The organism is Enterococcus sp. AZ050 (genome assembly GCF_051715085.1).
Lineage (GTDB): Bacteria > Bacillota > Bacilli > Lactobacillales > Enterococcaceae > Enterococcus > Enterococcus faecalis.
The window spans coordinates 1,635,029-1,654,711 of the sequence record NZ_JBIOTC010000001.1 but is presented as its reverse complement, the minus strand read 5'-3'; the positions used below and the strand labels follow the sequence as shown (position 1 = coordinate 1,654,711).

Genomic DNA, 19,683 nt, shown 5'->3' with positions numbered 1-19,683 from the left:
AAAAAGGGTTTTCCTTGTAAAAGTAAAGGTACTTTTACAAGGAATTGCTTCCCATAAAGTAGAGGTAGAGAGAGTGAGAAGCCATGAGAAAAAAGTATCTTTTTTTATTTAGTTCTTTGCTAATTTTTACGGCTGTCGAAATAGAACCAATTCAAACATTGGCGACACCTATTTATAATCCCTTAGAACCAACGGAAGAAATTCAACCAAAACCAGAATCAATCACCCCTCAGGAAAAGTCAGAACCGGAACAACCTGCGCCAACCCCTCAGGAAGATCAAAAAACTACGGTTCCTTCTGAAGAAAAAAAGCCTTCACCCAAGAAAAAAGACAAACCTGTGGAGAAACCGGCAATGTCAAAAGAAAAAAAGAAACAAACAAAAGAAACAACGGCTCATCCCCTACAAGTGAATAAAGATTTTGTCTTTCCTAACGGACTTGGTGCAGGCGGCGATGAAGAATCTGAAAGCTATTTAGCAGCGGTTGGGTACTTTCTTTCAGGAAATGGATTGTATGGGAAAAAAATGGATGTGAGAGAAGTCTATGATATTGATGATGTTTTTAAATAAAGTGGATAAAAGAAAAATCGCCTTATTTCAGTTACTGGAAAATGCACCGATGTTAACAGAGTCAAAAGAAACCGTAATGCAGGAGTTAGAATTATCTGAATTTATCGTGAACAAAACGGTCGCTGAATTAAATGCTGATTTTATTGAATTTGGTTTATCAGAGGGTTTTCAAATTGTGAGCGATGGTATTTTCTTAACGCTTAATGAATCAGGAACGGAAACTTCTGCTACTTTGATTGATTGCTATATTAAAGAGTCGTTACGTTTTGCTATGTTTCAAGATTTCTTTTTTCAGCGTTTTGATTCTGTAAATGAGTTTGCGTTAGAACACTTTGTTAGTCACACATTGGCTTATAAGGAGTTCAAGGAATTAAAGAAAATGCTGGAAAATTATCAAATTACAATTAATAAAGAATTTCACTTGGTGGGAAATGAAACCAATTTACGCGAAGTAACAACACTGGTTTTTTTACAATTATACCAACGTGATTTTTCATTGTACGGTAAAAAAGTTTTAGAGCAGATTCGGAACTTTGAGCTATTTTTTTCTGAGAAGGTTCATCTTAATCAGCGTGCGGGCTATGCACAAGCTAAATGTTTTCATTTTTTGGCGGTTTCTTTAGTACGAACGCAGCAACAGTTTTATGTAGAGAAAAAAGTAGATTCGCAAGTGTTAAAACAATTAGCCGGTGACAATCAGCAGAATGTTTTCAATTGGTTAGAGAGTCTTCAAATCCCAGAACCACAACGAACAAACGAAGGCAATTATTTACTCTTATTTTTAATTGCTGAAGAGTGGCTTCAAGTAGCTTCAGCAGCACTTTGCCAAAGATTTGCAGAAATTCAACAATTGAATCGTGACTTGTTAAGCTATTTAAAAATACAATTTCAGCTTTCCGAGGAAGTCCTGCAAGGTTTTGAACAAAAAGTAACAATCGTACATTTTAAATTGTTCCATTTTCCAATAGAAGCAAACTATAGTTATCGCAAAATGGATATAACCTACTTTGCAGAAACGTATACAGAGTATTTTTCTGCTAGTCGACAATTTATTCAAGAACAAAAAACGAATCCCGCTGTTTGGGATGCCAGACAGTTTTTATTTTATCGGTATCTGTTGTTAATGGTGGATGCGTTACCATTGAAAAAAGTTTTGGCTCCGATTACATTGTGTGTCGACTTTTCCTTTGGTGAAGCCTATAATCGTATGATACAAAAAAATATTGAAAAAATTACGGAATGGAATATCATTTTCAAAGCACATGTAGATGAAAGTGTACAATTAATTTTATCGGATATTCATTTTGTCGATTGGCCTGAGATTACCCAAATTATTTGGCTAGCGCCACCACGTCCTGTTGATTGGTCGCATTTTATTAAAACGCTGAGTGCACTAAGACCGCACTCGGGAGAAGAAAACAAGGTCGGGACAGCACCGCTTAGCTCCGAGAAATAAGAAGAAATTTCCGGAAATTGTTCTTTAATTTTTGGATAATTTCGGCTTATTTCCGAAGGAGCTGGTTCTGTTCCCGCCGTTTATCAGATTTTGAGCGTGGAGCAAAAATCCAAAGTGATTTTTGTACCGCGCTTTTTCTTTTAGAATATAAAAATTAAAAATAATAAAAAAGTTGAAACTTTTTATGCTTGTGATTCGTCTATATAAGTGTACAGGAAAGGAGGTTCCAGAAATCGATGGTTTTCGATGGTTGGAAAAGAAAAAAACAAATTCGTGCGTTAGAAACGCTTGTTGATACCAAATATGAAAAAATGTATCGCATTGCCTTTAACTATACACATTCGAAAGAAGATGCCTTGGATGTGATTCAAGAAAGCTTTGAAAAGGCACTGAAGGCCATCCAAAAAGGACCCGATATTAAGGATTTTGACGCGTGGTTCTTTCGAATTCTGCTTTCTGTAGCGACAGATTATTGGCGTAAAAAGAAACGAGAAGCTGTTCATATTGAAAAAGATGAACATGTGTTAGCTCTTTTAAATAATCCCCAACGCAGTTTTTTAGAAATTGAAGAAATTATTAATCAATTAGATAGTCCCAATCGTGAAATTATTCTATTAAAATTTTTTGAAGGATTTACGCTAAAAGAAATCGCTTTGATCCTGGATATTAACGAAAACACGATTAAAACGAAGATGTACCGCAGTTTGAATGAACTCCGAAGTCTAATGAATTAGTAAAAGAAAGGAAGCGAAAAAATAATGGAAGATTTTGTAAAAAGTGTTGTTAAAAACTTTTCAAAAGAATACCGCCAACAACCGTTGCCAACGGATCTACAAGCGGAAGTCAAAGCGCGTTTTCATAAAGAGAAAAAGCGGTACACCTGGCTTCGTTTTAGAAACCGCTCACTGCAAAGTAGTGTAGTGGTGGCTTGTGGCTTTGTCTTATCAGTCAATTTGTTTCCAGGTTTTAGTGAAGCAGCCCGCAACATTCCTGTGTTAGATAAAATTGTTCAATTAGTCACCATCAAAACGTTGACAGCGAAAAAACAGGAAAGTGAAGTAAACATCGATGTCCCTAAAATCCAAACATCCCAAGAATCTTCAGTAGCCGACACGCTCAACAAAAAATACTTGAAAGAAGCCCAAACAGAATTTCAACAAGTCAAAGGGCAATTGTTTGATGGTTCTCGTGTTTCAGTCACTGGAGATTATGAAAAAGTTGTGGACGACCGTCGCTTCCTAGTGGTCAAACGAACCTTCACAGAAATTAAAGGCAGCTCTGCGACGACAACGAAATATGACACCATCGACAAACGAGCCAATGTTGTCGTTTCACTCCCCTTAATTTTTAAAAATGATTTTTACATTGATGTCATTAGTAGTGAAATTAAACAACAAATAGCAGACCAAATGAAGAACGATAGCAATAAAATATACTGGTCCGAAAAAGAGGATGCCCCCAGTGATGTTCAACCCTTCAAAAAAATTAAAAAGGACCAACCTTTCTATATCAATGAAAAACACCAATTAGTGATTGTGTTTTCTCAAGGAGAGATTGCGCCTTACTATATGGGCACCCCTGAATTTGTGATTCCTAATCAAGTCATTGAGAATGAATTGGCAGCGCCTAATTATTTAAAATAAACTCAGTAAAAAACACGCGACATTTCTTAAAACTGTCGCGTGTTTTTTACTGACCTAACCAAGTCAGTTGCGGTTTTACTGAGAGAAGCGTACACTAGAATTAAGCATAACAAGAAAGGGCGAATGGCAATGGAAAAATCAGAAAAAATTAGTATTTTACAAGATGTGGTTAAAATTAAATCTGTAAATGGAAACGAAGAAGAAGTGGCAATCTATTTACAAAATCTTTTGAAGAAATATGAGATCCCTTCTGAACTTGTTTCTTATGCACCAAATCGTAGTAGTTTGGTTGCTTATTTAGGTGAAAACCGAGAAAAAGTCTTAGGGTTTAGTGGCCACATGGACGTGGTTTCTGAAGGGGACGAAAGTCAATGGACTTTCCCGCCATTTGCGGCCCATATTGAAGGAAATAAATTGTATGGCCGTGGCGCAACGGACATGAAAAGCGGCTTAGTCGCAATGGTTTTAGCAATGATTGAATTAAAAGAAAAGGAAGTTCCATTAAATGGAGCGGTTAAATTTTTAGGTACAGTTGGTGAAGAAGTCGGTGAGCTAGGTGCTGGCCAATTAACTGAAAAAGGCTATGCGGATGATTTAAGTGCCTTAGTCATTGGAGAACCAACCAATTATAACTTGATGTATGCGCACATGGGTTCAATTAACTATTCTGTTGTGTCACACGGAAAAGAAGCCCACAGTTCGATGCCAGAAGAAGGCATTAACGCGATTAATAATTTGAACGAATTTATTACAGAAGCAAACCAACAAATGGCGGAAGTCACAGCAAACTATGAAAATCCTGAATTAGGTCGAACGATTCACAATGTAACCGTCATTAAAGGTGGCACACAAGTGAACAGTATTCCAGGTCAAGCAGCCTTGCAAGGGAATATCCGTTCAATTCCAGAATTTAGCAACGACCAAGTCATTGCGTTATTACAAAAAATTGTCGATGAATTGAACAAAAAAGAAAAACATCAGTTAGAATTAACGATTGATTACAATAAAATTCCTGTAAAAGCTGAGAAAGATTCTGCGTTAATTCAAGCCATTCAAGCCCAATTTGATCAACCATTACCATTAGTGACAAGCGCTGGGACCACAGACTTAGCTGAATTTACTAAATCAGACAATACATTTGATTGCGTTGTCTTTGGACCAGGTGTGACCACTACTGCACACCAAGTCGACGAATATGTCGAAATTGATAATTATTTAGATATGATTGATAAGTATCAAGCGATAGCAAAAAGTTATTTAAATTAAAAAAGTGTCGCGCCTGAATCATAAAAATCAGGTGCGACATTTTTTATAAGGTTTATTCCACCACAGTCCATTCATTTAAAGTTTTGCCGTTCTCATCAACTAGCTCTAACCAGCTGTTTGTTCCAGCAAAATAGAGAAACAAGCCGACTTCATTAACGCTTTTTAAGATGATATCTTCCGTTGTGACAAAGTCTTTAAATTGGCCCTTGCGTTCATCACGAAGTTTTTCACCAAATCTAGCGGAGAAACCGACAGACCCGTCTTTATTTAAAGGGGCTTCTGGCATCATTGTCGCGCCAGCTTTAATAAGCATTTCATTGCGCTTTTGCCAAAAAACAGTTGCTTTGCTTTGTCGAGTATCAATATAAAAAGGAATTTGGCTAACTTCTTTTGTCCATTTGTGGCGTGCTTTGGCTGGTCTGGCTTTCTTCGGCGCCGGTTTTTTAAACAGAGAGTAGCCAAAACGTTCCAAGATAAAGGTGACTGTTTCTTTATAGTTAGTCACTGTCGCTACCGCACTTTTCGGAATTTTGACTGTCGTTGGGGTTGCTTCCAATGTTAAACCACTTTCTTTCGCATCATCTAGGAAAGCTTGCGCTAAATAGGCAAGTTCTGTGTCCCAAGTCGGTTTCAATAAAATCGAGTGATCAAAAGAAACTTCTTTATATGTAGCTTTTTCTTCAGCAAGTCCTAAAGCAACTAGTTGGTTATCTCTTAGCAAGAAAAGAATCGCTGCCTCTTTTTTCGGTAATTTAGTTGTTTGTTCAATGATTAAGTGGGCCTGATCGGCTAAATCAATGAGTGTCTTTGTTTTTTTTAAATCAACGGTTAAATGTAAGTCCATGAAGTCTACTCCTTTATCGTTAGTTTCTTCATTGTATCATGAAACACCGTCTTCGTCTTTTAACGAGTCAGCAACCTTACAATATTGTTTGAAACAAAAAGAAGCTTTCATGGTATACTTACTCACATGCATAATTTTTAATGAGGAAAGTAGAGGAACAAGAATGAAAACACTTGGCAATATTTTATGGTTCATCTTTGGCGGCTTTTTTGGTGGCTTATCGTGGCTATTCGCAGGCGTGATTTGGTGCATTACAATCATTGGTATTCCGATTGGTTTACAATGTTTCAAATTAGCGGGATTGAGCTTTTGGCCGTTTAAAAAGCGAGTCGTGTATAGTGATAGCGGCGTATCTTTGGTGGTAAACATTATTTGGCTGATTATCAGTGGACTACCATTAGCAATTGGGCATTGTATTAGTGGCTTGTTGCTTTGTCTGACAATCATCGGTATTCCGTTTGGGCAACAATCCTTTAAATTGGCGAAATTAGCGTTAATGCCGTTTGGGGCCCGTGTTGTTTCAACAAATGATTTTTATTTTGAATAGTCAGAGGTTTCTCATTGACAAATAAAACGAAACAGCGTATTCTGTAAATGTAACAAATAACGTTACATTTAGTTTGGAGTGATTAGACATGGCCATGTCAACGAAATTAAGTGTTGCGATTCATATTTTAAGTTTGATTGAAACAGGTCCTCAAGAACAAGTGACTTCTGAATACATTGCTTCGAGCGTGAATACGAATCCAGTCGTTGTTCGACGACTAATGAGCCAGTTAAAAAAAGCCGGCTTGATTCATTCCATGCGTGGAGCCAATAAAAATACCTTATTAAAGAAACCAGAAGAGATCTCACTGTATGAAATTTATACAGCGGTTGAATTGGAACGAGAGATTTTCAATATTCATCAAAATCCTAATCCAAACTGTTCCGTTGGGGCAAATATCCAATCGGTACTAGAAACTGAATTTACTAAAGTGCAACAAAAAATGGAAGAAGAATTGAAAAGCATCACCTTAGCAGATGTGATTCATGAAATAGAAGTTAAGAGGTCGGGAAAGAAGTGTTCAGCTCCGAGAAATAAGAAGGAATTTCCAGAAATTGTTCTTTAATTTTTGGAGAATTTCGGCTTATTTCCGAAGGAGTTGCTTCTGTTCCCGCCGTTTATCGGCCTCTAAGCTTGGGAAAAATTCAAAGTGAATTTTTTTCAAGCTCTACTTTTAAAGTGTCAAATGTAACTATTTTAGTTCTATTTAAAAATGAAAGGATGATTTACATGAAAGTAGCAGTATTAGGAGCAACAGGAAAAGAAGGACAATTACTTTTAGCAGAAGCTAAACGTCGCGGGATGGACGTGACAGCCATCGTTCGTAATGCCTCAAAAATAACAGATGGCACACCGACCATTGAAAAAGATGTTTATCAATTAACAACAGAAGATATTCAAGCGTTTGATGTATTAATTAGTGCCTTAGGATTCCCTAATGTGCAAGATTTCCCCAAATCTACCCAGCATTTGATTGAGATTTTAACCAATCAAAAAACGCGCTTGTTTGTCGTTGGGGGCGCTGGAACCTTGTATGTGGACCCAGAACACACAACTCAATTAAAAGATACACCATCATTCCCAGCAGAAATTCAGCCATTAGCTTCGGCGATGGGCGAAGCTTTAAACTTATTGAAAGAAGCTCAAAACATCCACTGGACCTATATTAGTCCTGCAGCCATGTTTGATGCTGAAGGTCCTGCGACAGGCCATTATGAAGTCGCTGGCGAAGAATTAACAACCAATAGTCAAGGTGACAGCTACATTAGTTACGCAGACTACGCCGTTGCCATGTTAGATGAAGTGGAAAGTAATGCACACCCAAATCAACGAATTAGTGTGTATCAATAAAAGAAACAAGAAAAATGGGGCCTCCGTTAAAACAACGGAGGCCCCATTTTCTTGTTTGATTAATTATTGCTAATGTATTTACTGTTTGGGTGCTCGGTATCCTGCTGCTTCTGCTTCTTCAACAGTAGAGAACCAAGCCACTGGATTAGTGGTTCTATTATAATATCTACTTCCAGGCACATGATAAATTCCATTACGTGACCCTTTAATTAAGGCGTTACCGCTTGGTGCTTCCGCAGCAGCCGTCTCGACTTCCGCCGGCGCCTGTGCGGCTTGTTGCGCCTCTGCTTCAGCTTGCGCTTTTGCTGCCGCTTCGGCTTGTTCTTTTTGCGCTTTTTCAGCGGCTAGTTTCTGAGCTTCTGCTTCTTTTCGTTGTTTTTCTTTGTGGGCATCTAATTGAGTTTTAACAACGGCTACCCGTTTTGTTAAAGCTTGATTTGGGGAGTTTAAAGCGTCAATTTGTTTGACCGCTTCATTATAGTAAGCTTCATTGGTTGGTTCTTGTTCAGCTTTTTCAACAGCGGCAGTTGCACTGGCGACTAATTGTTCATTTTTTTCTTTTTCAGCGATAGCGGTTTGAACAGTCGTTAATCGTTGTTGAAATCCTTCTTTGCCAACTGGGGCAGCAGCTACTAATTTTTCAGCTGCTTGATAATCGCTTTTACTTTTAGATTTTTCAGCAGTTGTAACTGCTTCATCAACAGGTACTGCTTTTTTGATTTTTTCAAGGCGATCATTGTATTCCTCGTATTCTTGACTTAATGAAGATACTAAGGTTGCGGCTTCATCATAGTTTTTCTGAGAAGGTTGTTTTTCAGCGTAAGCTAAGGCTTTTTCTGTTTTGGCCAATTCTTGTTCAGAATCTGTGATGCTCGCAATAAATTCTTTTGATGGTGTGACTTCGACTGATTTTTCAACTTTGGTATCTTTCTTCTCAGCCACAAAGGTGATTTTTTGCGTTTTTTCATCGGACAGTTTTACTTTGTAAGCAAACGTTTTGTCTTTTGTTTTTACTTCCTTGCCATTGGCCGTTAGTTTGCTGTTGCCATCGTATTCGCCTTTGATGGTGGCTGAGCCATTGGCATCGGTTTCAACACTCTCTGCATCAAGTGAAAGCGTTGGGGAAGAATCTGTCGTGGCAACCCCACCAATAAATAGAGCGGCACTTGCTAATGCGGCATAGCCATATTGTTTTTTCGGTTGTTTCTTAATTAATGCTTTGATAGTCAGTCCCCCGCTGACAAGTAACCCTAATAGACCCAAAAGTACTAATACTACACTCATTCATTTCTCTCCTTTCGATATAACGTTATTATACAATGTATTGTGAGAAAATGAACATTTTTTTCGTAATAATTAATAAATTTCCTGATAAAAAAATTATTTCCTGAAGCTCAAATTCTTTTGTAAAAATTTTGTTGTGCTAAAATGGAAAGTGAGTTTAACTACGTATGTTATTAGAGAAGGGGAAATCAATGAAAGCAGAAATCATTGCAGTCGGAACAGAGTTATTACTGGGACAAGTAGTGAATACCAACGCCACCTTTTTATCAGAAGAGTTAGCTGCGCTAGGCATCGATGTTTACTATCAGACCGTTGTTGGTGATAACGGCGGCCGCTTAGAAACGCTACTAACAGAAGCAGAACAAAGAAGTGATTTAATTGTCCTTTGCGGAGGGCTAGGACCTACAGAAGACGATTTAACCAAGCAAGTTGTCGCACAACATCTCCATAAATCATTAGTAGAAGATCAAGAAGGATTGAACCGCTTGCACCAGTTTTTCCAACAGTCTAAGCGGCCAATGACGGAAAATAATCTACGACAAGTGTTAGCCATTGAAGGTGGACAAGTTCTTCAAAACCCGACAGGATTAGCGGTTGGTTCTTTCGTAACAGAAGGCACAACAAGCTATTTGCTCTTACCAGGGCCGCCCAATGAATTAATTCCGATGTTCCAACAAGCGGCACGACCTTTATTGATTGATGCGTTTCCACAAGAAGAACAATTGATTTCAAGAGTCTTGCGTTTTTATGGCATTGGTGAATCACAGCTGGTGACCGAGATTCAATCGTTGATTGCGCACCAAACGAATCCAACCATTGCGCCTTATGCTAAGGCTAATGAAGTGACACTTCGTTTAACAGTTAAAACAAAAGACTTAGTAGCTGGCGAAGAATTATTAACAGCGACGGAAGAAAAGGTTTTAGCTAAAGTGGAAGACTATTTTTATGGGTATGGGGATGACAATAGTTTAGCCAAGGTAACAGTGGATTTGTTATTACAAAACGGACAAACCGTCACGGCTGCTGAGAGCCTCACCGCTGGCCTATTCCAAAGTACACTGGGGGAAATTGCGGGTGCTTCGAAGATTTTTAAGGGAGGCTTCGTGACGTATTCGCAAGAAACAAAAGAGAACTTTTTAGGAATTTCTCATGAACTTTTAGAAGAACATGGCACGGTAAGTGAAGCGTGTGCCAAAGAAATGGCAGAGAAAGCGCGTCAGTTAGCTAAATCTAACTATGGTTTATCATTTACTGGGGTCGCTGGTGACCCAATCGAAGGTCAACCGACAGGCACTGTTTGGATTGGGCTGGCGGAAGAAGGCCAACCAACCGTTGCAGAATGTTTCCATTTTAACCGTGACCGAAATTATATTAGACAGAGTGCGGTTATGCGAGGGTTAGATCTTTTGCGGCGCCGAATCATTAATAAAAAATAAATATGCGAATGTTTGTTCGGTTTTTTCTTGCTTTTTTGGTACAAAAGAGATATGATAGACCTACTAACAGGAAATGAAAAATAAGTTTATATAAATTAAAGGAGGATTATCCATTGGCAGATGATCGTAAAGTGGCTTTAGATGCCGCACTGAAAAAAATTGAAAAGAACTTTGGGAAAGGTTCTATTATGAAATTAGGCGAAAAAGCTGATCAAAAAATTTCAACTATCCCTAGTGGTTCTTTAGCGTTAGATGTTGCATTGGGCGTAGGTGGGTATCCACGTGGCCGAATTATTGAAGTATATGGTCCTGAGAGTTCAGGTAAAACAACTGTTTCTTTACACGCAATTGCAGAAGTGCAACGAAATGGTGGAACAGCCGCTTTTATCGATGCTGAGCATGCATTGGATCCTCAATATGCGGAGAAACTAGGCGTTAACATTGATGAATTACTTTTATCTCAACCAGATACGGGTGAGCAAGGCTTAGAGATTGCCGATGCCTTAGTTTCAAGTGGTGCGATTGACATCGTTGTCATCGACTCGGTTGCTGCGTTAGTTCCTCGTGCAGAGATTGATGGTGAGATGGGAGCGAGCCATGTCGGCTTACAAGCTCGACTAATGTCTCAAGCACTACGTAAATTATCAGGCTCAATTAATAAGACAAAAACAATTGCTATTTTCATTAACCAAATTCGTGAAAAAGTTGGCGTGATGTTCGGAAATCCTGAAACAACTCCTGGTGGACGTGCATTGAAATTCTACGCAACGGTTCGTCTAGAAGTCCGTCGTGCAGAACAGTTAAAACAAGGAACAGACATCGTCGGTAACCGGACAAAAATTAAAGTCGTTAAAAACAAAGTGGCGCCACCATTTAAAGTGGCAGAAGTTGATATCATGTATGGCCAAGGGATTTCCCAAGAAGGCGAATTACTAGATATGGCTGTGGAAAAAGACCTTATCAGCAAAAGTGGTGCTTGGTATGGCTACAAAGAAGAACGAATTGGCCAAGGCCGTGAAAATGCCAAACAATACATGGCGGATCATCCTGAAATGATGGCAGAAGTGTCTAAATTGGTCCGTGATGCATATGGCATCGGTGACGGTTCAACCATTACAGAAGAAGCAGAAGGTCAAGAAGAACTGCCTTTAGATGAATAAATAACGAGTGAATACGACTCGTTAAGAAGAAAGACAACACTTACTGAACAGGACAGGTGTTGTCTTTTTTTGTTTAGAACTAAATTGTTAAATAGACTGTTGTCCATGTCCGAACCCATCCACATCAAGCAGCTTAGTCAAACAGCAGACTATGCGGCGTTTGTTCTAAAATTTAAACAATTCGTGACGGCGGAAACCTAAAAATGTGACGTTGTCTAATATTTGCTGCCCTTTCCAAAAGAAAGGGCTTTTTTAAGTTGACACCTTTCGCGACAAACATTAGAATAAAATTGTGTGTATGCACAAATATGCAAGTAGGCATATTGATAATTGATTTTAGTTTATCAAAAAACTACAAGATATGAATTAACAAAAAGATAGTATGGAGGTGGAAATATGGTTTTAAATATTCTCCTCGCTATCGTCGGTTTGATTGTCGGTCTTGGTTTAGGATTTGTTATTGCAAAGTCACGTCATGATAAAGCAATAAATGGTGCAAAAATTTCAGCGTCGAGTATTCTCGAGAACGCTCGGAAAGAATCAGAAACACTGAAAAAAGAAGCATTGCTAGAAGCTAAGGAAGAGAACCAGAAGTATCGTTCAGAAATTGAAAGTGAGTTGAAAGAAAGCAGATTAGAACTTAAATCTCAAGAAAATCGTTTAATTCAACGGGAACAAACGTTGGATCGTAAAGATGACTCTCTTGAAAAACGTGAAGGCTCACTGGAAGAAAAAGAAGAGAAACTTGGTGCTAGACAGCAATTAATTGATGAGCGAGAAAAAGAAGTAGAAAACTTAATTAATCAGCAACATCAAGAATTAGAACGAATTGCTTCCCTTTCAAAAGAAGAAGCAAAATCGATTATTATGAAGTCAACAGAAGAAGAGTTGAATCATGAACTAACCTTGATGGTCAAGGAGTCAGAACAACGTGCCAAAGAAGAATCTGATCGCAAAGCGAAGAACTTGCTTTCCCTAGCAATTCAACGTTGCGCCGCCGATTCTGTTTCTGAAACAACTGTTTCCGTGGTCACTTTACCAAATGATGAGATGAAAGGTCGCATTATTGGTCGTGAAGGACGTAATATTCGTACATTGGAAACATTAACAGGGATTGACTTAATCATTGATGATACGCCAGAAGCGGTTGTGTTATCCGGATTTGATCCAATCAGACGAGAAATCGCTCGAATGACCTTGGAAAAATTAATCCAAGATGGTCGGATTCATCCCGCTCGCATCGAAGAAATGGTAGAAAAATCACGTAAAGAAATGGATGAACGGATTCGTGAATACGGAGAACAAGCAGCCTTTGAAGTAGGTGCTCATACGTTACATCCTGATTTAATTAAAATTTTAGGCCGTTTACGTTTCAGAACAAGTTATGGTCAAAATGTCTTGAACCACTCAATCGAAGTAGCAAAACTGGCTGGCGTTTTAGCCGCCGAATTAGGCGAAGATGTTCAATTAGCCAAACGTGCAGGTTTACTACATGATATTGGGAAAGCATTGGATCATGAAATTGAAGGTTCTCACGTTGAGATTGGCGCAGAATTAGCTGCGAAATATAAAGAAAATTCAGTAGTTATTAATGCCATTGCCTCGCATCATGGTGATGTGGAAGCAACCTCAGTTATTTCTGTTTTAGTGGCAGCCGCAGATGCGTTATCTGCAGCCCGTCCAGGTGCACGTAGTGAATCGTTAGAAAACTACATTCGCCGCTTAGAAAACTTAGAAAATATTTCTAATAGTTTTGAAGGCGTTGATTCAAGTTTTGCTGTTCAAGCAGGACGTGAAGTTCGTGTCATGGTGAAACCAGAAGAAATTTCTGATTTAGAATCTGTTCGTTTAGTTCGAGACATTCGGAAGAAAATTGAAGATGACTTGGATTATCCAGGACATATCAAAGTAACGGTTATCCGTGAAACACGTGCCGTAGACTATGCGAAATAAAATAAAAAGCGAATAAGTATCGCGTGTAGTGTCTCAACGAACAATTGCAAGGATTGTTCGTTGAGACACTTTTTTTAATCTTTTAAAACCAAAACTTTCTTTTCAAAGCGAAAACAACTATAATAAACAAGAGATGTTAAAAAGAGAAGAGGAACCTTTTTGCGTATATTATTTATAGGAGATGTTGTCGGTTCTTTAGGAAGAGAAGCCTTAGCAACGTATGTCCCTAAATTAAAGAAAAAATATCGTCCACAAGTGACCATTGCCAATGGTGAAAATGCGGCATCTGGTCGGGGAATTACTGGCAAGATTTATAAGAAATTTTTGCAAGATGGTGTCGATGTTGTTACGATGGGTAACCATACGTGGGACAACAAGGATATCTTTGAATTCATTGATGATGCGAAGAAAATGGTTCGTCCAGCGAACTTTCCAGAAGATGTGCCTGGTCAAGGAATGGTTTTTGTGAAAGTCAATCAATTGGAACTAGCGGTGATTAATTTACAGGCCCGCACATTTATGGTGCCATTGGAAGATCCTTTCAAGAAAGCCGCCGAGCTAGTGGCTATCGCTCGCAAACGGACACCGCTCATTTTTGTGGATTTTCATGGCGAAACGACGAGCGAAAAACAAGCCATGAGCTGGTTTTTAGATGGCCAAGTTTCAGCCGTTGTTGGAACACATACGCATGTTCAAACAAATGATGCTCGGATTTTACCGAAAGGGACAGCCTTCTTAAGTGATGTCGGTATGACCGGTCCTTATGATGGGATTTTAGGAATGAAGCGTGAACCGATTATTGAGAAGTTTATGACAGCATTGCCGAAGCGCTTTGAGGTAGTCGAAACAGGGCGGACAATTTTATCTGCCTGTATTTTAGAGATTGATGACCAAACGGGCCAAGCGAAGATGATTGAGCCGATTCAGATTAGCGAAGATCGCCCGTTTCAAGAATAATAGAAGAAAAGTTAATCTCGGATAATTAAGAGGTTAACTTTTTCTGCTCTTATAGAAAAAGTGCCGGTGAAAGATGAAGGTGAAAAAAATGGAGCCGTTGAATTTAGATGCACAAAGTAATAAAGAATTAGAAAAATTGTTACATTTAATTGGACAAGATGAAGTCATTCAGCGCTACCAAGCGATTGAAGAAAAGGTAAAGAAAAACAAAAAGCTGACAGAATTAGTGGAAGAAATTAAAGCTGCGCAAAAAGATGCGGTTCAATTTGCTCACTATGGCAAACCAACTGCTGAAAAAGAAGCCATTCAACGAGCTGATGCGAAAACAAAAGAATTTGATGAGCACCCACTCGTTGTAGCCTACCGCGAACAACTGATCGAAGCCAATGACTTAGTCCAACATGTCACGGCGCTCATTCAATACCGCGTGAACGAAGAGCTAGAGAAGGAAGGGAATTAAATGCCACAAAAGACAAAAAATACACCCATGATGGAACAATATTTATCCATTAAGGCCCAATACAAGGATGCGTTTTTATTTTATCGCTTAGGTGATTTTTATGAGTTATTTTATGAAGATGCTATCAATGCAGCGCAAATCTTAGAATTGACGTTAACCAGTCGTAACCGCAATGCGGATGATCCGATTCCTATGTGTGGTGTTCCTTATCATGCCGCGCAAGGCTACATTGATACGTTGATTGAGCAAGGCTATAAAGTAGCGATTTGTGAGCAAGTGGAAGATCCAAAGACTACCAAGGGCATGGTCAAACGAGAAGTGGTGCAGTTGGTAACGCCAGGAACGGTGATGAATAGTAAAGGCTTGGAAGCCAAAGACAATAATTACTTAACCGCTGTGCTAACAGATGGTAATCAGTTCGGTTTTGCCTATGTAGATTTGAGTACAGGCGAATTAAAAACAGCAGTCTTGGCTGATGAAGAGGGCGTTTTGAACGAAGCTTCTGCGTTGCAAACAAAAGAAATGGTCCTAGGTTCAGGGATTCCTGAATCGTTAAAAGAGAACTTAAGTTTACGTTTAAATATCATCTTTTCGACACAAGAAACGGTGGAAGAAAATGCCGAGTTTAGTTTTTTAACCAATGAACTGATTAATCCATTAGAAATTGAAATTACAGGCAAATTATTATCTTATTTATCCGTTACCCAAAAGCGGAGCTTGTCCCATATTCAGAAAGCTGTGGAATATCAGCCAGATCATTTCTTGAAAATGGATCATTATTCTAAATTCAATTTAGAATTGAGTCAGTCGATTCGAACAGGACAGAAAAAAGGGACTCTTTTGTGGCTATTAGATGAAACGAAAACAGCTATGGGCGGCCGTTTGTTGAAACAATGGTTGGATCGTCCGCTAATTCAGGAACGTCAAATTAAGGCGCGTCAAGAAATGGTGCAATCCTTATTAAATGCCTATTTTGAACGCTTAGATTTGCAAGCAGCATTGACGAACGTTTATGATTTAGAGCGGTTAGCAGGACGCGTGGCATTCGGCAGTGTGAATGGGCGTGATTTAATTCAATTACGGACCTCTTTAGAACAAGTACCAACGATTCGACAGTTAATTGTCGGGATCAATCAAGGGGAATGGGATGATTTGTTAGTCGACTTAAACCCTGTTGAAGATTTAGTGGCATTGATTGCGACGGCGATTAATGAAGAAGCCCCTTTACAAATTACTGAAGGAAATGTTATTAAAGACGGCTATAACGACCAATTAGATGAATACCGTGATGCCATGCGCAATGGTAAGCAATGGTTAGCGGAGTTAGAAGCGAAAGAACGCCAAGAAACAGGGATTAAAAACTTGAAGATTGGCTACAATCGTGTCTTTGGTTATTTCATTGAAATCACTAAGTCAAATTTAGCGAATTTAGAAGAAGGAAAATACGAGCGTAAGCAAACATTAGCTAATGCGGAGCGCTTTATTACGCCCGAACTAAAAGAACTAGAACGTTTAATCTTAGAAGCCGAAGAAAAATCAGTTGAACTAGAATATCAATTGTTCTTGGCCGTGAGAGAACAAGTGAAAACGAACATTGATCGGTTGCAAACACTGGCTAAAACCATTAGTGCGGTTGATGTTTTACAATCTTTTGCAACAATTAGTGAACGGTATCAATACGTTCGACCAACGTTAAGAAGTAACACGAAAAACTTGGCGATTGTCGAAGGACGACACCCAGTCGTGGAAAAAGTTTTAGGGCACCAAGAATACATTCCAAACAGTATCCGCATGAACCCAGAAACAGATATTCTCTTGATTACTGGACCAAACATGTCAGGGAAAAGTACCTACATGCGTCAATTGGCTTTGACGGTGGTCATGGCGCAAATTGGCTGTTTTGTACCAGCGGAAAGTGCTGAAATGCCAATTTTTGATCAAATTTTTACACGGATTGGGGCCTCTGATGACTTAATTGCAGGGCAAAGTACCTTTATGGTAGAAATGATGGAAGCCAACCAAGCACTGCGGCACGCCACGCCTAACAGCCTAATTTTATTTGATGAATTAGGACGCGGCACGGCAACCTATGATGGAATGGCGCTAGCCCAAGCCATCATTGAATATATCCATCGTGAAGTACAAGCCAAAACGTTATTCTCTACACATTATCATGAACTAACTGTTCTAGATGAAACCTTAAAAGGCTTGAAGAATATTCACGTGGGCGCTGTCGAAAAAGATGGCGAAGTGGTCTTTCTTCATAAAATGATGGAAGGACCTGCTGATAAGAGCTATGGGATACATGTTGCTAAAATCGCTGGTTTACCAAGCCCGCTTTTAGAACGAGCAGCCACCATTTTATCCGCTTTAGAAGCGGAAGAAACAACGATTCCAAGTTCAGTTCATCATGAAGAAGTTTCAGAAGTCCATGAAGAAACCGAGCAACTTTCATTATTTAAAGAAGTTTCAACAGAAGAATTAAGTGTCATTGACACATTGAAGAAAATGAATCTATTAGAAATGACACCACTAGATGCGTTAAACATGCTTCATCAATTGCAAAAACGTATCTAATTAGGAACCGAACCGGTTAGGAGGTCGTGAAATGGGGAAAATTCAAGAACTATCCGAACAACTAGCCAACCAGATTGCTGCTGGTGAAGTTGTTGAACGTCCCGCTTCTGTCGTCAAAGAATTGGTGGAAAATGCACTGGATGCAGGAAGCACCCAAATTGATATTTTTATTGAAGAAGCTGGCTTGAAAACCATTCAAATTATTGATAATGGTGAAGGAATTGCCAAAGAAGATGTACTGAATGCCTTCAAACGCCATGCCACAAGCAAAATTCATACAAGAGATGATTTGTTCCGAATTCGCAGCTTGGGGTTCCGAGGCGAAGCCTTACCAAGTATTGCCTCAGTTTCTGAAATGATTGTCGAAACTGCCACAGCTGAGGAAGAAGAAGGCAGCTATGTGATTCTAAAAGGGGGCAAGGTCGAAGAAAACCGACCAGCAGCACTCCGTAAAGGCACAAAAATGACCGTTTCTAATTTATTTTATAATACGCCTGCTCGTTTGAAATACGTCAAAACGATCCAAACGGAATTGGCCAATATTGGTGACATTGTCAATCGTCTGGCGTTAAGTCACCCTAAAGTCGCTTTTCGCTTAGTTCATGACGGCCACAAAATGATGAGTACAACAGGCAATGGTGATTTAAAACAAACGATTGCGGGGATTTATGGCATTAGCACCGCAAAGAAAATGTTGAAAATTGAAGGAAAAGACCTTGATTTTACTTTGACAGGGTATGTCTCATTGCCAGAAGTCACACGGGCCAGCCGCAACTATTTATCAACGATTATCAATGGTCGTTATATTAAAAATTTCGCGTTAAATAAAGCAATTGTAGCCGGCTATGGTTCGAAACTAATGGTGGGGCGTTTTCCAATTGCTGTGTTAGAAATTGAAATGGATCCGCTGTTAGTCGATGTCAATGTCCATCCTACTAAGCAAGAAGTTCGTTTAAGTAAAGAAAAAGATTTAATGGCATTAATTGAACAGGCGATTCAAGAAGTGTTGAGCCAAGAACAGTTGATTCCCAATGCGGCAGACAATTTGCGTTTTAAAAAGAAACTACCGCCAGAACCTAAAGCCGAACAAATGGAAATTCCTCTATCGACTGAACAACCTGCGGTAAAACAACGACCGGGCAGCTTAAGCTATAATCCTGCAACGGGTCGCTTCTATGCGGAACATGCGACAGACGAAACACCAGTCTCAAGCGCCCCTGAAACTGTCAACCAGACAGAAAGAGCAGTGGATCCAATGGACGACCCATTTGCGCCGCCAGTGCCAGAATCAACGAGTGTAGCGGAAGAAACGTCAGCTTACGAAACCTCTTCGGCAGCTGCTGATTCCGCAAATCATTGGGAAACAGCTAGTAATGAGCAACAGGTAATAGCCGAAGAAACGAAAATAACTGAAGTGCCTGATTCAGAACCTTCTCTGCGTTCATCAGAGGCTGCTGACGAGGTTTTCCAAGAAGAAATGAAACTTCACCCGGAATTCGATGCCAATAGCGCTGCGAGCCAAAGAGAACTGAAACAAGCCCTGAACAAGTTGGAAGAAGAACGACCGACAGAACGTTTTCCTGAGCTAGAATACTTCGGTCAAATGCACGGAACTTATTTATTCGCACAAAGCAAAGATGGCCTGTTTATTATCGACCAACACGCTGCCCAAGAACGAATTAAATACGAGTACTTCCGTGAAAAAATTGGCGAAGTCAGTGATGATTTACAAGAACTATTGGTACCAATCGTTATTGATTATCCAAATAGTGATGCCTTGAAAATTAAAGAGCAGAAAGAAACCCTTGCGGAAGTCGGCATCCATTTGGAAGACTTTGGACAAAATAGTTTCATTGTGCGGGCGCACCCAACTTGGTATCCTGCAGGCGAAGAGGAAAGCATTGTTCGCGAGATGATTGACATGTTGCTAACAACTGGCTCGGTCAGCGTGAAAAAATTCCGTGAAGCAACTGCCATTATGATGAGCTGTAAGCGATCCATCAAAGCCAATCATTACCTCAATGAGCAACAAGCACGCGTGCTATTAAAAGATTTAGCCTTGTGCGAAAATCCGTTTAATTGTCCGCATGGACGTCCGGTGCTGATTCATTTTACGAATTCAGATATGGAACGAATGTTTAAACGCATTCAAGACCCCCATTAAAAAGAAACGAGGCGTCA

General features: G+C 39.4%; 17 protein-coding genes. 15 read left to right on the top strand and 2 right to left on the bottom strand.

Going from position 1 to position 19,683, the window contains the following annotated elements:
- Positions 1-83 precede the first annotated feature (83 nt).
- The 5 genes from IGJ04_RS08055 (at position 84) to IGJ04_RS08035 (ending at position 4,934) form a co-directional block, all read left to right on the top strand.
- A complete protein-coding gene (locus tag IGJ04_RS08055) occupies positions 84-569 on the top strand; it encodes a hypothetical protein (RefSeq protein ID WP_002372750.1) in 486 nt (161 codons plus the stop codon).
- Positions 544-2,025: a helix-turn-helix domain-containing protein gene (locus IGJ04_RS08050; protein WP_438840105.1), complete on the top strand. Its 1,482-nt coding sequence runs from the start codon at positions 544-546 to the stop codon at positions 2,023-2,025. Before IGJ04_RS08055 ends, IGJ04_RS08050 begins: the two co-directional genes overlap by 26 nt.
- Before the next feature lie 236 nt (positions 2,026-2,261).
- Entirely contained in the window at positions 2,262-2,759 is a 498-nt protein-coding gene (locus IGJ04_RS08045; RefSeq protein WP_033625735.1) for an RNA polymerase sigma factor, read from the top strand.
- A 24-nt stretch (positions 2,760-2,783) separates the two neighbouring features.
- Positions 2,784-3,668, top strand: a complete 885-nt coding sequence (locus tag IGJ04_RS08040) for an RsiV family protein (protein WP_010824032.1) — start codon at positions 2,784-2,786, stop codon at positions 3,666-3,668.
- A 129-nt stretch (positions 3,669-3,797) separates the two neighbouring features.
- Positions 3,798-4,934 (top strand): ArgE/DapE family deacylase, encoded by a 1,137-nt coding sequence (locus IGJ04_RS08035; RefSeq protein WP_002367472.1) that lies wholly within the window; start codon positions 3,798-3,800, stop codon positions 4,932-4,934.
- 52 nt (positions 4,935-4,986) lie between these two features.
- Here IGJ04_RS08035 and IGJ04_RS08030 read toward each other — a convergent pair whose 3' ends face one another.
- Positions 4,987-5,778 (bottom strand): hypothetical protein, encoded by a 792-nt coding sequence (locus IGJ04_RS08030; RefSeq protein WP_010713701.1) that lies wholly within the window; start codon positions 5,776-5,778, stop codon positions 4,987-4,989.
- A 163-nt stretch (positions 5,779-5,941) separates the two neighbouring features.
- Between IGJ04_RS08030 and IGJ04_RS08025 the strand changes: the two genes are divergently transcribed.
- The 3 genes from IGJ04_RS08025 (at position 5,942) to IGJ04_RS08015 (ending at position 7,675) form a co-directional block, all read left to right on the top strand.
- Positions 5,942-6,325 carry a YccF domain-containing protein gene (locus IGJ04_RS08025; RefSeq protein WP_002358999.1) on the top strand — a complete coding sequence of 128 codons (384 nt, stop codon included), beginning with the start codon at positions 5,942-5,944 and terminating at the stop codon, positions 6,323-6,325.
- Positions 6,326-6,413: 88 nt separating this feature from the next.
- A complete protein-coding gene (locus IGJ04_RS08020; RefSeq protein WP_002408372.1) occupies positions 6,414-6,890 on the top strand; it encodes an Rrf2 family transcriptional regulator in 477 nt (158 codons plus the stop codon).
- A gap of 155 nt (positions 6,891-7,045) precedes the next feature.
- A complete protein-coding gene (locus IGJ04_RS08015) occupies positions 7,046-7,675 on the top strand; it encodes an NAD(P)-dependent oxidoreductase (RefSeq protein WP_016614229.1) in 630 nt (209 codons plus the stop codon).
- 78 nt (positions 7,676-7,753) lie between these two features.
- Here the strand turns inward: IGJ04_RS08015 and IGJ04_RS08010 are convergent, their stop codons facing one another.
- Entirely contained in the window at positions 7,754-8,959 is a 1,206-nt protein-coding gene (locus IGJ04_RS08010) for a sunset domain-containing protein (protein WP_010706981.1), read from the bottom strand.
- 191 nt (positions 8,960-9,150) lie between these two features.
- On the opposite strand from IGJ04_RS08010, the gene IGJ04_RS08005 reads away from it, so the two are divergent.
- The 7 genes from IGJ04_RS08005 (at position 9,151) to mutL (ending at position 19,666) form a co-directional block, all read left to right on the top strand.
- Positions 9,151-10,395, top strand: a complete 1,245-nt coding sequence (locus tag IGJ04_RS08005; RefSeq protein WP_438840104.1) for a competence/damage-inducible protein A — start codon at positions 9,151-9,153, stop codon at positions 10,393-10,395.
- 113 nt (positions 10,396-10,508) lie between these two features.
- Positions 10,509-11,555, top strand: coding sequence for a recombinase RecA (gene recA, locus IGJ04_RS08000; protein ID WP_002354860.1), 1,047 nt, complete (start codon positions 10,509-10,511; stop codon positions 11,553-11,555).
- A gap of 396 nt (positions 11,556-11,951) precedes the next feature.
- Positions 11,952-13,508 carry a ribonuclease Y gene (gene rny, locus IGJ04_RS07995; RefSeq protein WP_002354863.1) on the top strand — a complete coding sequence of 519 codons (1,557 nt, stop codon included), beginning with the start codon at positions 11,952-11,954 and terminating at the stop codon, positions 13,506-13,508.
- A 159-nt stretch (positions 13,509-13,667) separates the two neighbouring features.
- Positions 13,668-14,465, top strand: a complete 798-nt coding sequence (locus IGJ04_RS07990) for a TIGR00282 family metallophosphoesterase (protein ID WP_002354864.1) — start codon at positions 13,668-13,670, stop codon at positions 14,463-14,465.
- A gap of 73 nt (positions 14,466-14,538) precedes the next feature.
- On the top strand, positions 14,539-14,925 hold the full coding sequence (locus IGJ04_RS07985; protein WP_002359008.1) for a RicAFT regulatory complex protein RicA family protein: 387 nt from the start codon (positions 14,539-14,541) through the stop codon (positions 14,923-14,925).
- Positions 14,926-17,502 carry a DNA mismatch repair protein MutS gene (gene mutS / locus IGJ04_RS07980; RefSeq protein WP_002354867.1) on the top strand — a complete coding sequence of 859 codons (2,577 nt, stop codon included), beginning with the start codon at positions 14,926-14,928 and terminating at the stop codon, positions 17,500-17,502.
- Between the two features lie 31 nt (positions 17,503-17,533).
- Positions 17,534-19,666: a DNA mismatch repair endonuclease MutL gene (gene mutL / locus IGJ04_RS07975; RefSeq protein ID WP_010713705.1), complete on the top strand. Its 2,133-nt coding sequence runs from the start codon at positions 17,534-17,536 to the stop codon at positions 19,664-19,666.
- The last annotated feature ends 17 nt before the right edge of the window (positions 19,667-19,683 follow it).